A 12,591-nucleotide genomic window follows, 5' to 3' on the forward strand; every position below is an offset into this window, starting at 1 on the left:
TGGTCCGAACACGCCCCGTTTCGGGGGCCGGACGGCTACCCGGTGCAGGTGTCCCGGCGGTCGCGGGCCGGGGCCGAGGGGGCGTGGGCCCCGCGGCGGCCGCCGCCGGTGCCGCCGGACCCTCCCCCGGACCGCGTCCGGGGGCACCCCCCGGGGCTCGGCGAAACGCCGGCGGACCTCCGCGCTCCCGTGCGCGCCCCCGTGTGCGCGCTCGTCAGTGCTCGCGCGGGGCGGGAACCACGCGCTCGACCTCCGGATGCACCGTCAGGAGCTGGCGCATGGCGTTCTCCGCGCCGATCGCGTCGCCGGCGGCGAGGGCCTCGACCATGCGCGCGTGGTGCGCGACGCAGGTCTCGCTGGGGCGGTCGCAGGCGGTGATGGGGCTGCCGGAGACCTGGAGGGCGGCGGAGACGATGCCGGAGAGGTGTTCGAGCATGCGGTTGCCCGCGACCTGGATGAGGAGCGCGTGGAACTCGTTGTCCGCGCGCGCGAAGGTGATCGAGTCGCCCTGGCCGAGGGCGTGCCCCATGATCTCGACCATGTCGGCGAGGCGCTGCTGGATGTCCGGGCGGCCGTGGCCGGCGGCGAGGCGGGCGGCGAGCGGCTCGATGGTCCAGCGCAGTTCGCCCAGTTCGCGGCGCTGGTCGTCGCGCTGGGGGCCGAAGGCGCGCCACTCGATGATGTCGGGGTCGAGCAGGTTCCAGTCGGCGACCGGGCGGACCCGGGTGCCGACGTTGGGGCGGGCGCTGACGAGGCCCTTGGCCTCCAGGACCCGCAGCGATTCGCGGACGACCGTGCGGGAGACTTCGAAGCGCTGGCCGATCTCCTCGGGGACCAGGGGGCGGTCCGCTCCGAGGTCGCCGGAAACGATCATCTGGCCGAGCTGCTGGACGAGTTGGCCGTGCAGTCCGCGGCCGCGGCTGCCTGCCGCGCGCCGGCCGACGCGGCTCAACTCGACGTCGGATCCGTCCCAGTGGGGCACTCCCACGCGGTCGGCCCCGGAGGCCTCCGGGTAGGGGTAGCGGTCGAGTTCGCCCGGGCCGGCGAGGCCGGAATCGGCATGGCGGGCGGCGGTCATCATGGTGTGCGCAAGGGTACTCACGAATCCTTTGTCGGCCGTGCCTCCACGACCCTTGAGGTCTTTGGTGAAAAGCACACGAAAGGGTGATCGGTGCCACCTACGCAATTGACGACTTATCGTAAAGAACCGGGCCTTTTACGGGGAGTTGCGATCCGAGGCTCCCGATGTGAACGGCATCGGTCTCGATGGGGTCTCCTCCCGTACCGGAACGATCACCAACGATCCCTCACAATCGGACGCGGCCACGCAGTCCTGTGAACCCATAGGCGCACAACAGGACCATCAGCGACAACACCAGTGCCGTGCCGACCGGTTGGGCCATCACCCGGAGGGCCCCGAGGACCAGGCGGTCGGCCTCCGGGGGCCACTGCGCCCAGGCCAGCCCGCGCAGTCTTTCCGCGAGCCCGGTCACCGGATACGCGGACGGTCCGTCCAGCGCCTTGCGCACCAGCGGTACGACCATCACCGGTACGGCGAGCACCGCGGCCAGTCCCGCGGCGGCGGAGCGGAACACGCCCGAGGCCAGGACTCCCGACCAGGCGCAGCCGATGAGCAGTCCCGCCCAACTCGCGGCCGGGGAGACCCACTCCGCCGGGGTGCGCAGCGGGCCGCTGTCGAAGACGAGCGCCAGGGCGGCGGCGTCGGCGGTCACGGCGAGGGCTCCGAACAGCAGCGCGAGGGCGGCGCTGACCCCGAGCTTCGCGGTGAGCAGCCCGAGCCGGCGCGGGACGGTGCCCCGGTCGGCGGCGAGCGCCGGGTAGCGGTACTCCTCGCCGAAGGCCAGCGCGCCGAGCAGCCCCGCTCCGAGAGCCGCGGGCGGCAGGGGGAGCAACTCCGGCCAGGCGGCGAGCAGACGGTTCTGCCCGGTGTGGCCCGCCCGGGCCAGTACCAGCGCCGTGACGACGGAGACGGCGACGACGACGGCCGCGGTGAGGGCAGGGGTGGCGGTGCCGAAGACCCGGTGCAGTTCGTAGCGCAGCGGCCGCAGCGGTCCGCCGAGCCGGCGCACGGCCGACGCGGGCCGCCCGGTGCGGGACCGGCGGGACTGCGTGCGATCGCTGCCCTCGCCGTCACCAGCGGTGCCGGTGCCGGTGCCCGCGCCGGGCTGCGTCCCGCCGTCGCCGGCCGTCCCGGACGCGGCCCCGGATGCGGCACGGGCGCGCGGCAGCGACGGCGGCGCGCCCGCGTCGCCGGTCTCGTCGGCGAGCTGGTGGACGAGCACCCCGTGCCTAAAGGCCGCCTCGCCGACCTCGGCGCAGTTGCTGCCGTACACGGACAGGCGACTGCCGCTCTCCTCGACGATCTCCACCGCACGCTGTGCCGCCCGGGCCTCGCGGCCCAGTACGTCGGCCAGCCGGGCGGCGTGCGGGGTGCGCACGGCCACCCGCGGCCGCAGCCGGGTCCGGGCGAACTCGGCGGCGTCCTGGTCGGCGACGAGCCGGCCCGCCTCGATGCTGACGACCCGGTCGGCGCTGCGCGCGGCCTCCTTGGCGTCGTCGGTGGTGAACAGCACCGCGCCGCCGAGTGAGGCGTGCCCGCGCAGCAGCCCGTGCAGCCAGCTCCGTTCGCGGGGCGAGAGCCCGGCACCGGGCTCGTCGAGGAGCAGCGTGCAGGGGTCGGCGAGGAGCGCGGCGGCCAGGGCGACCCTGCGCTCCATGCCGAGCGAGAGCGAACCGAGCCGCTCGTCGCGCAGACCGGCGACGCCGACGACCTCCAGCATGGTGTCGGCCCGGGAGGCCGGCACCCCGGCCGCGGCACAGAGCATCCTCAGCTGGCTGCGGACGGTGCGCGACGGGTTGCCGGGAAGATCTCCGAGGAGCACGCCGACCTCGCGGCCCGGATGCGGGATCCGGTGCAGGGGGCGCCCGCGGAAGTAGGTGACTCCGCGGCCCGGTTCGAGTTCGAGCATGAGCCGCAGCGCGGTGGTCTTGCCCGAGCCGGGGTCGCCGAGCAGCGCGGTCACGCTCCCGGGGCGGGCCTCGAAGGTGAGGTCGTCCACGCGGGGCGGGAGGTCTCGACGGGGGGTGCTGGTGAGTCCGATGGCCTGGAGCATCGCTTCTCTCGCGGGGGGTGAGACCGCTCTGCGGCAGGGTGAATACCCTTAGCAAGATAACGCGATATGTCCGATTTTCGGCGAACCTGACACCGAGTCTCGACCGTGTCGGCCCCAAAGGGGAAGCCGACCGGGAAGACTGCCGGGCTCCGGGCTGGGCTCCGGACCCGGCTGCCGGTGCGTCAGACTTCCGGGCGCAGCATCGGCGGGTTGAGCAGGGTGGCCCCGCCCGCCCGGAACAGCTGGGCGGGACGGCCGCCCTGACGGGTCGTCGTTCCCCCGGCCGGCACCAGGAACCCGGGGGTGCCGGTGACCTTGCGGTGGAAGTTGCGCGGATCGAGGGCGACGCCCCAGACCGCTTCGTAGACCCGGCGCAGCTCACCGACGGTGAACTCGGGCGGGCAGAAGGCGGTGGCCAGCGAGGAGTACTCGATCTTGGAGCGGGCCCGCTCCACACCGTCGGCGAGGATCTGTTCGTGGTCGAAGGCGAGTCCGCCGCCGGCCTGCCCGTCTGCGGACAGGAGTTCGTCGACGGGGGCCCAGCGCGCGCTGTTGGCGTCTCCGCCGGCCCGGGGCGCGGGCAGGTCCGGAGCCAACACCAGGTGCGCCACGCTGACCACGCGCATGCGCGGATCGCGCTTCGGATCGCCGTAGGTCGCCAGCTGTTCGAGGTGCGCCCCGTTGCCCACGTCCGGAGCGGCGGGGTCGTGGGCGCACAGGCCCGTCTCCTCGGAGAGCTCGCGGGCCGCGGCCGCGGCCAGGTCCTCGTCGCCCCGCACGAATCCGCCGGGCAGCGCCCAGCGTCCCTGGAAGGGCTGCTCGCCCCGCCGGACCACCAGCGCGCAGAGCGCGTGGCGCCGCACGGTGAGCACGACCAGGTCGACGGTGACGGCGAAGGGCGGGAAGGCCGACGGGTCGTAGGGCGACATGCCGCGATCATAGTCGTCTGCCTGACGATAAACAGAGCTTTGGTGATCCTCGGACCGTGAAACCGGAAGCCGCGACCCGTCCTCGGGACCGGAGCGCACGGCCCGGACCGGAGCGTACGACTCGCCCTAGCCGCCCAGTTGGAGCGCATCGGCCGCCTCCTCCACCATGCCGAGGCCGAGCCGGCTGATCCGGACGGCGAAGGGTTCTCCCGAAACCCGCAGCCCTGAGAGGCGGATCCCGCCGAGCGGGGCGCCGGGGAGCGGGGCGAGGGCGACCGTGCCCGCCGGGGCGTCCGGGCGGATTCCGGCGAGGGCGGTCAGGACGTGGATGCCGGCGGCGGCCGCGACCGCGGCCGGACGGCAGGCCGCCGGATGCGGAAGCGGGGCGCTGCCCGCGGTGCGCTGCTCGGCCGCGTACATCTCCGGGAGCCGGTACCCGAAGGCCTCCGCGGCGTCCAGCAGGCCCCGGAGCAGTCCGGTGGCCTCCTTCTCGAAGCCGGCCTGGGCCAGGCCGGCCACCGCGACCGCGTTCTCGTACGGGCGCACCGCACCCGAGCGGTAGCCGAACGGGTTGTGCCCCGGCTCGCGCACCGCCATGCTCCGCAGCCCCCACCCCGAGTCCATCGCGGGGGCTCCGAGCAGCCGCGCCAGCTGCTCGGTGCGGACCCGGTCGAGCAGTCCCGCCGCGAGTACGCCGCCGCCCAGCAGACCGGTGTCCAGCAGGTGCGCGGCAGCCCCGGTCAGCCGGGGCAGCGGCCGCCCGTCCGGGTGCAGGGCCGCCGCGGGCCTGCCGCCATCGGGCCCGTCGACCCAGAACCGGGCTGCGAACCGCTCTCGCAGGGCGGCCGCCCGCTCCCGCCACTCCTCGGCTCCGGGCCGCCCGCACCCGGCGAGCAGGTCGGCTCCGAGCAGCGCGGCCCGATGGGCGTGGGCCTGGGTTTCACAGCGGCGCGGCCCCGGATCGGGGTCGGCGAGGAAGCCGTCCTCCCCCAGGGCCCCCCGCAGCCAGTCCAGGCACCGCTCGGCGGCCGGAAGGAGCTGGGCCACCTCCTCCTCGGGCATCCCCCAGCGCCGGGCTTCGGCGAGCACCACCGGGAAGGCGAGCGTCGCCTCGGTCCCGGTGCAGCCGGGCGGCAGCTGCGGCCCGGCCCCGCGCAAGGGTCCGGGGATCTTCCCGGCGTCCCGGCCCCGGCCGCCGGTCTGGGTGCGCCCCAGGATCCGCAGGGTCGCGGCGGCCAGCCCGGTACCCAGCGGCAGTGCCATGCGGGCGGCCCACAGGGATTCCGCCGGAGCCAGTCCGAGCCGCCACGGCACCCCGGCCGCCGCGTAGGCGTCGGCCGGCTCCTTCGGGTCCCTGAGCAGGAGCGCGCCCAGGTCCTGGACGCTGGTGCGGAACCATGCCTCCGCCCGCGGGTCGTCACCCTCCGCGCGGGCGTCGTCGGCCAGCGGATTGGCCACGTGCCCGGCCGGGGCCCGCGCCCCGCGGTTCCCGGTGGTCCGCAGTTCGATGGTGCGGGACTCCCCGGGGCGCAGTTCGAGCTGCCAGCGCAGCAGTCCCGTCGAGGCGAGCGCGTCGTCCGGAGGCGGCTCCGCCGCGGTGACGGACTGGGCCTCGCCACTGGTCCAGCGCAGCCCGGCGGCGTGCACCCCGGCGGGCAGCTCCGGACCGGCCCGGCCCGCCGCCACCTCGGCCAGGTCCGCCAGGTCGGTGCCGAGCAGGATCTCCACGGGGAACCGCAGCAGCCGGGCGGTGAAGCTGCGCAGGGTGATCCGCTCGGTGCCGTCGGCGTGCCGGACCCGCTCCACGCCGACGTCCGGGTCGGGCCCTGCGTCGGCCCCGGTCCGGACGGTCGCGGTGAAGGCGGCCCGGTCGGCGCCGAGGCTGCGGCCCTGCACGGCGACCGGGTCCCGGCCGGCGACGCGCAGCACGCAGCGGGACAGCAGCCTTCGCCCTGAGCGGTAGACGCCGTCGACCCCGCGCCCGGTGAGCTGGCCGTGCTCGGGCGAGACGACCAGGCAGGGTGCCGCCAGGCAGACGACGGAGCCGTGCACGGGTGGCAGGTCGGGCCTTCGGGCGGGCGGAACGGTGGGGGGTACGCGGGCAGGGGGTACGGGGTGGGACATGCGTCGCCTTGTCTGCGCTCCGGTCGGGTCGGCTGGGCGGCGGCGCGGCCGGGCCCCCACCACCCCCCAGGGCAACGTCCCGGGCCCCGCCCGGGTCACGGGCCCCGGCCGGGGCTGCGCCCTCCGGAGGCACGCCCGCCGCCGGGACCGCAGGCACAGGACCGCGAGCGCGGGACCCCACACCCACCATTCGGACCCGACGGCCCCACCGCCTTCCCTGCCCGGGGCACGACCCCGGGCGTGGTCCAGGCCCCGGTCCCCGTCCCGGCCCCGGTTCACTGCCCGCTCCCCGCGGTGCGGCCGGACTCGCGGCGGTCGGCCCGGCTCCGGCGGCCGGGCGGCCTGGTGACACCCCGCCGGGATCCGGCCGACAGGCGTCCCCTGCGCGGCTCGCGCCGCCTCCGCTCCTCCCTCAGGCACTGCCTCAGCCCTTCCGGGTCGATCCCCTCGTTGCAGGCCTGGTGGAGGAGCTGCGCGAAGCGGTAGCCGTCGTCCGCCCGCAGCGCCATCCCGAGCGCGATCCGGGCGGTCGGCTCGTCCCCGGTGGACCAGCAGACCCAGCCGGCCAGGGTGAGCGGGGCCGCCGCGTGCTCCCCGTAGGCCCCGACGCAGCGCCGGGCCAGTGCCCGCCACAGCCGCAGGGCGGGAGCCGCTTCCTCGTCCTCCATCCACTCGGCGGCGATGTCGCGGATCTCGCGGTCCTGGAGGCCGAGGATGAGCGAGGCGGCCTCCTCGTGGCCGAGCAGCGCGTCGTCCCAGTCGTCGGCGAGGGGACCGCCCTCGACCGGCGGGGCGAGGGTCATGCGCTGCATCAGCGCCCGGGCGAGCAGGACGGTATCGGCGCCCACCTCCGCCCGGGTCGCACCGTCGAGGATCTTCGGCACCAGGGCCGCGGCCGCCCGGTCCAGGGCTCCTTCCATCGCCTCGGCGTCCTTCCCCCGCAGGGGGGTCAGCCTGCGCTCGATCTCCCGGAGCGAGCCCCGGACCTGCAGCCCGGCGAAGGTGGCCGCGGCGGCCATCACCGAGGTGCCCGGCGTGGCCAGTGCGCTGCCCTCGGCCGGGCAGCAGCGCTCGTCCGGGCAGCAGTAGGACCAGTACCGCCCGGCGGAGAGGCACAGGGCCTCCAGCACGGGGACGTCCAGGGCCCCGCAGGCCAGCCGGATCCGCTGTGCGAGCGGGCGCAGCCTGGTCATCACCCGCTGCCCGCTCTCGCCCGGGCTCGGGTCCTGGCAGAGGAAGACGATGATGCCGTCGGGCTTGGTGCCGCGCCGCTCACTGCCGTGGACCAGGCACTCGGCGACCTGCCGGGCGGTGTCCTCCCATTCCGCGGAGGTGGCGGGGATGCCGACCCGCAGCCGGCCGCCGAAGCGGCCGCCCTCGCCGTGGACGGCGACCATGACGAGGGAATCGGTCGGGTGGAAGCCGAGCATGTAGGGCAGCGCGTCGGCCAGTTCGGCCGGGCTGCGCAAGGTGATCCGGGATGCTTCGGCGGCCGCGGAGGGGCCGGCGGAGGGCCGGTCGGACGGGGTGCGTGCTTCGTGGTTGTTCGTCATGTCCCGAAGGTCCCGTGCCCGGCCGGATCCGGAAACCCCTGTGGATAACTCCCCAACCGGTCTCGCCGCGAAGCGGACGGATCGGCCTTCCGTCGTCCACAGGACCAGAGCGGCATTCGCGGTATGTCGGAGCCATCGGGTTGCATGGGGGCATGAACGCAGACCTGAGGTCCTCGGCCGACTCCGTACTAGCCCGTCTCGTGGGCGACCCCACGGGGACCGCCAAGCTGCGCGAGGACCAGTGGCGGGCGATCGAGGCCCTCGTCGCGGACAAGCGCCGGGCCCTGGTGGTCCAGCGCACCGGGTGGGGCAAGTCCGCCGTGTACTTCGTCGCCACCTCGCTGCTGCGGGCGAGCGGCGCCGGTCCCACGGTGATCGTCTCCCCGCTGCTCGCGCTCATGCGCAACCAGGTCGAGGCCGCCGCCCGGGCCGGGATCCACGCCCGGACGATCAACTCGGCCAATCCCGAGGAATGGGAGTCGATCCAGGCCGAGATCGCCGCCGGCGAGGTGGACGTCCTGCTGGTGAGCCCGGAACGGCTCAACAACCCCGATTTCCGTGACCAGGTGCTTCCCAAGCTCTCCGCCGCGACCGGTCTGCTCGTGGTGGACGAGGCCCACTGCATCTCGGACTGGGGGCACGACTTCCGCCCCGACTACCGCCGCCTGCGCACGATGCTGGCCGATCTGCCGCCGGGCGTCCCCGTGCTGGCCACGACCGCCACGGCCAACGCCCGCGTGACCGCCGACGTGGCCGAGCAGTTGGGCACCGGGGCCGGTACGGACGCGCTGGTCCTGCGCGGGCCCCTGGACCGCGAGAGCCTGAGCCTGGCGGTGCTCACGCTGCCCGACGCGGCGCACCGGCTGGCCTGGCTCGCCGACCACCTCGGCGAGCTCCCCGGCTCGGGGATCATCTACACCCTGACCGTTGCCGCGGCCGAGGAGGTCACCGCGTACCTGCGCCACCGCGGGCACACGGTCTCCTCGTACACCGGCAAGACGGAGAACGCCGACCGCGAGCAGGCCGAGAACGACCTGCAGGCCAACCGCGTCAAGGCCCTGGTGGCCACCTCGGCCCTCGGCATGGGCTTCGACAAGCCCGATCTCGGTTTCGTCGTGCACCTCGGCTCTCCCTCCTCCCCCATCGCCTACTACCAGCAGGTCGGCCGTGCCGGCCGCGGCGTGGAGCACGCGGAGGTCCTGCTGCTGCCGGGCCGGGAGGACGAGGCGATCTGGCAGTACTTCGCCTCCGTCGCCTTCCCGCCGGAGCAGCAGGTGCGGCGCACCCTCGAGGTGCTGGCCGATGCCGGCCGTCCGCTGTCCCTGCCCGCCCTGGAGCCGCTCGTCGACCTGCGGCGCACCCGGCTGGAAACCATGCTCAAGGTCCTCGACGTCGACGGCGCCGTGCACCGGGTCAAGGGCGGCTGGACCTCGACCGGCGAACCGTGGGCCTACGACACCGAGCGCTACGCCTGGGTGGCCCGGCAGCGGGCCGCCGAGCAGCAGGCCATGCGGGACTACGCGGCGGCCACCGGCTGCCGCATGGAGTTCCTGCGCCGCCAGCTCGACGACGAGGAGGCCGCTCCCTGCGGCCGCTGCGACAACTGCGCGGGAGCCCGGTTCACGGCGGAGGTCTCCTCGACCGCGCTGGACACCGCCCGCGGGGAGCTGGGACGGCCGGGCGTGGAGCTGGAGCCCCGCAAGATGTGGCCGACGGGGCTCGCCGCGGTCGGCGTGGACCTCAAGGGCCGCATCCCGGCGGGCGAACAGGCTTCCACGGGCCGCGCGCTGGGCCGGCTCTCCGACATCGGCTGGGGCAACCGGCTGCGCCCGATGCTCGCCGCGGGCACGCCCGACCAGCCGGTTCCGGACGATGTCGCGCAGGCCGTCGTGGCGGTGCTCGCCGACTGGGCCCGCGGCCCCGGCGGCTGGGCCTCCGGCGCTGCGGACGCTCCCGCCCGCCCGGTCGGAGTGGTCGCGCTGCCCTCGCGCGGCCGGCCCCTGCTCGTCGGCTCGCTGGCCGCGCGGATCGCGGAGGTCGGGCGGATGCCCCTGCTCGGCACGATCGCCTATACGGACCAGGCACCGGAGTTCGGCCTGCCCTCCTCGAACAGCGCCCAGCGGGTGCGCGGCCTCCACCAGGCCTTGACCGTTCCGCCGGAACTCGCCGCGACGCTGAAGGAGACCGCTGGTCCGATCCTCCTCGTCGACGACCGCGCCGAGAGCGGATGGACGCTCGCGGTCGCCGCCCGGCTGCTGCGGCGGGAAGGTGCCAAGGAGGTGTTTCCGCTGGTACTGGCGCTTCAGCCGTAGCCGAATGAGTCATCTTCGGCGTGGCGGGGCAAGGATATGAACGGCATACCGGCGAATTCCGGTCGGCGGCGTCAATTGCTCGTTGCCGCATGCTCACGGGCCACGCGAGAATTGCAGTGCTCCCGCTCGGCTCGACGGCACCCTCCTGGGCCGGGCCGCGGCGTGCCCGCACTCCAGCCGTGCCCGTTCGCGGGCGTGTACCCGAAGGGAGGACAGTGACCTTCGGATTCGCCCCGCCCTCGACCACGTCCCTGACGACGGCCACCCGCGGCGCCAGCCGGCACGGCAGACTGCTCGAACCCTCCGAATGGACCTCTTCGGGCGTCCCCCTGCTGCGCAATCCGCGCGAGGTCGTCAGCGGTCTGCACTCGCGGCACGCTCCGGTGCCGTCCACCGCCGTGATCGCCGTGCTCGGACCCGAGGAGCGGCTCGTCGCGAGCGCCTCCTTCGTACAGCGCTCGGTCTCGGCCGACGGCTGGGAATACCGCAACGCCCTGCTCTCGCGGCTGCGCCGGATCATCCCGCACGACCTGCGGCGCAGGACCCCGGTACGGACCGCGGTGCTGCTCTACTGCCGTGACGGCGACGAGCGGTGGACCGAGGAGGACGGCGCCTGGATGTGGGGGCTGCGGGACGCGTGCACCCTGCACGGGCTGCGCTGCGGCGCGTACATCACGCTGACCCGCGGCGGCTGGCAGGTGCTCGGCGAAGGCCGCGGCGGCCGCCGGCCCAGCTCGGACTCGCGGCCCGAGCGCCTCGGGGATGCGGCCGCCGAGTTCGCCCCGCTCACCCTGCGGACCGGGGGCGGAGCGGCGGAGGCCCTGCGCCGCACGGCCGCGCGCTGAAGCCCGCAGGGCCGGCGGATTCCGCGGAACCGCCGCGCCCCGAACGGTCCTCGGATGCGCGCGGGCACGCCCAACGGCCGTACACCCTGAATCGGGCGTACGGCTGGTCAGGCCTCGGACTTCGGCAGGGCCGGCTGTTCGCCCACCCCGCCCCTCGACCGTGCGGGACTGCAGGGCGTCAGACGCCCGCGCCCAGCACGGAGTTGATCTGCTGCGGTTCGCCGCACACGATCAGCAGCGCACCGGCCCGCGCGAACGCGACCGGAAGGGCCTCGGCGGCCGTGTCGACCGGTCCGCCGTTGGCCGCGAAGACCACGACGGGACGGCCGGAGGCACGCTGCACCTGCGCGGCGTCCGCGTAGAAGACGTCGTCCCCGGCATCGTGCAGGGCCCAGTACGCGGCCTCGCCGAAGGACAGTTCGTGCGCGGCCCACGGGTGCGGGTCGCCGGTGGTGAGCACCAGGATGTCGCCGGGCGCGCGCCCGGTGTCGAGCAGCAGGTCCACGGCCTCTTCGGCCGCGTCCAGCGCACCCTCGGCGGACGCCGGGATCAGCTGGACCTGCGGTACGGCCGCCGAGACCGACGGCGCGGTGGCGGCTGCGGGGGTGGCCTGCGGCGCACGCTGCACGGGCGGTGCGGGCCGGGGAGCGCCTCCCGCGCGGCTCGCCGCCGCGGGAGAGGAACCGGGGCGTCCGGGCCGGGGCACGGGGGCGGGACGCGGACCAGGTACGGGACGGGGGGTCTGCGCGGTGCGGCTCGCGGCCGGCGTGACGCGGGGACCCTGGGCACTCTCGTGAATCTGAGGCTCCTCGGGGGCGGGGGTGAGAGGCATGAGTTGATATCTATCAAACACCGGTACGAAACGTACCGGTGGGTGGCACGTACGTGCGATCAGAAATCGAAGCCGAGTTGGCCTCCGTTTTCCAGCTCCATCGACTCCTCGCTGCGGCGCACCTTCTTGAGGTGACGCCAGCGGGGCAGCGCGTCGAGGTAGGACCACGAGAGCCGGTGGTACGCGGTCGGCCCCCTCTCCTCCAGCGCCGCCCGGTGCACGGGCGAGGGATATCCGGCGTTGGCGGCGAAAGCGAAGTCCTCGATTCCACCGCCCTGTTCACCGATTTCGGCCATCATCCGGTCGCGCCGGACCTTGGCGATCACCGAGGCGGCGGCGACGGCCACGCAGGACTGGTCGCCCTTGATCACCGTCCGGACCTGCCAGGGCGCACCGAGATAGTCGTGCTTGCCGTCGAGTATCACCGCGTCGGGCCGCACGGGCAGCGCCTCCAGGGCGCGCACCGCGGCGAGGCGCAGGGCGGCGGTCATGCCGAGCTCGTCGATCTCCTCCGGGGAGGAGTGCCCCAGGGCGTAGGCCGTGACCCAGTCCTCCAGGACGCCGACGAGCGCGTCACGTCGCTTGGGGGTGATCAGTTTCGAGTCGGTGAGGCCCGCGGGCGGCCGGCGCAGGCCGGTGATCGCCGCACATACGGTGACGGGACCGGCCCAGGCCCCTCGTCCGACTTCGTCGACCCCGGCTATGACCTTGGCGCCGGTGGTCGCTCGGAGGGAGCGTTCGACGGTGTGAGTGGGTGCTTCGTACGGCATGGCGCAGCCAGATTACGCCGCCCCGGGCCGCCTGCACACCCCGGCCCCTCGACGGCCCGCCGCAGGCCCGCCGCCGGTCCCGGCACGACCCA

9 protein-coding genes are annotated in these 12,591 nt (G+C 74.9%); 2 read left to right on the forward strand and 7 right to left on the reverse strand.

The features are described from left to right. Positions 1–214: 214 nt before the first annotated feature. From ACWGDE_RS00585 to ACWGDE_RS00605, 5 genes are all read right to left on the reverse strand, one after another. Entirely contained in the window at positions 215–1,156 is a 942-nt protein-coding gene (locus ACWGDE_RS00585; RefSeq protein ID WP_453386743.1) for a FadR/GntR family transcriptional regulator, read from the reverse strand. Positions 1,157–1,307: 151 nt separating this feature from the next. Then, positions 1,308–3,134: an ATP-binding cassette domain-containing protein gene (locus tag ACWGDE_RS00590; protein WP_453386744.1), complete on the reverse strand. Its 1,827-nt coding sequence runs from the start codon at positions 3,132–3,134 to the stop codon at positions 1,308–1,310. 182 nt (positions 3,135–3,316) lie between these two features. Next, a complete protein-coding gene (locus ACWGDE_RS00595; protein WP_453386745.1) occupies positions 3,317–4,063 on the reverse strand; it encodes an NUDIX hydrolase in 747 nt (248 codons plus the stop codon). Positions 4,064–4,189: 126 nt separating this feature from the next. Further along, the gene (locus tag ACWGDE_RS00600; protein ID WP_453386746.1) at positions 4,190–6,187 is read right to left on the reverse strand and encodes a glycogen debranching N-terminal domain-containing protein; all 1,998 of its coding nucleotides are present in this window, start codon (positions 6,185–6,187) and stop codon (positions 4,190–4,192) included. 275 nt (positions 6,188–6,462) lie between these two features. Further along, the gene (locus ACWGDE_RS00605) at positions 6,463–7,740 is read right to left on the reverse strand and encodes a DUF4192 domain-containing protein (RefSeq protein ID WP_453386747.1); all 1,278 of its coding nucleotides are present in this window, start codon (positions 7,738–7,740) and stop codon (positions 6,463–6,465) included. A gap of 152 nt (positions 7,741–7,892) precedes the next feature. Here ACWGDE_RS00605 and ACWGDE_RS00610 point away from each other — a divergent pair, with 152 nt between their 5' ends. Next, positions 7,893–10,052 carry a RecQ family ATP-dependent DNA helicase gene (locus tag ACWGDE_RS00610; RefSeq protein WP_453386748.1) on the forward strand — a complete coding sequence of 720 codons (2,160 nt, stop codon included), beginning with the start codon at positions 7,893–7,895 and terminating at the stop codon, positions 10,050–10,052. 215 nt (positions 10,053–10,267) lie between these two features. After that, entirely contained in the window at positions 10,268–10,897 is a 630-nt protein-coding gene (locus ACWGDE_RS00615) for a hypothetical protein (RefSeq protein WP_453386749.1), read from the forward strand. 178 nt (positions 10,898–11,075) lie between these two features. On the opposite strand, the gene ACWGDE_RS00620 is transcribed toward ACWGDE_RS00615, so the two are convergent. Continuing rightward, on the reverse strand, positions 11,076–11,729 hold the full coding sequence (locus ACWGDE_RS00620) for a hypothetical protein (protein ID WP_453386750.1): 654 nt from the start codon (positions 11,727–11,729) through the stop codon (positions 11,076–11,078). Positions 11,730–11,788: 59 nt separating this feature from the next. Further along, entirely contained in the window at positions 11,789–12,499 is a 711-nt protein-coding gene (locus tag ACWGDE_RS00625; protein ID WP_453386751.1) for a ribonuclease HII, read from the reverse strand. Positions 12,500–12,591 lie beyond the last annotated feature (92 nt).

Source organism: Streptomyces sp. NPDC054956 (assembly GCF_053609185.1).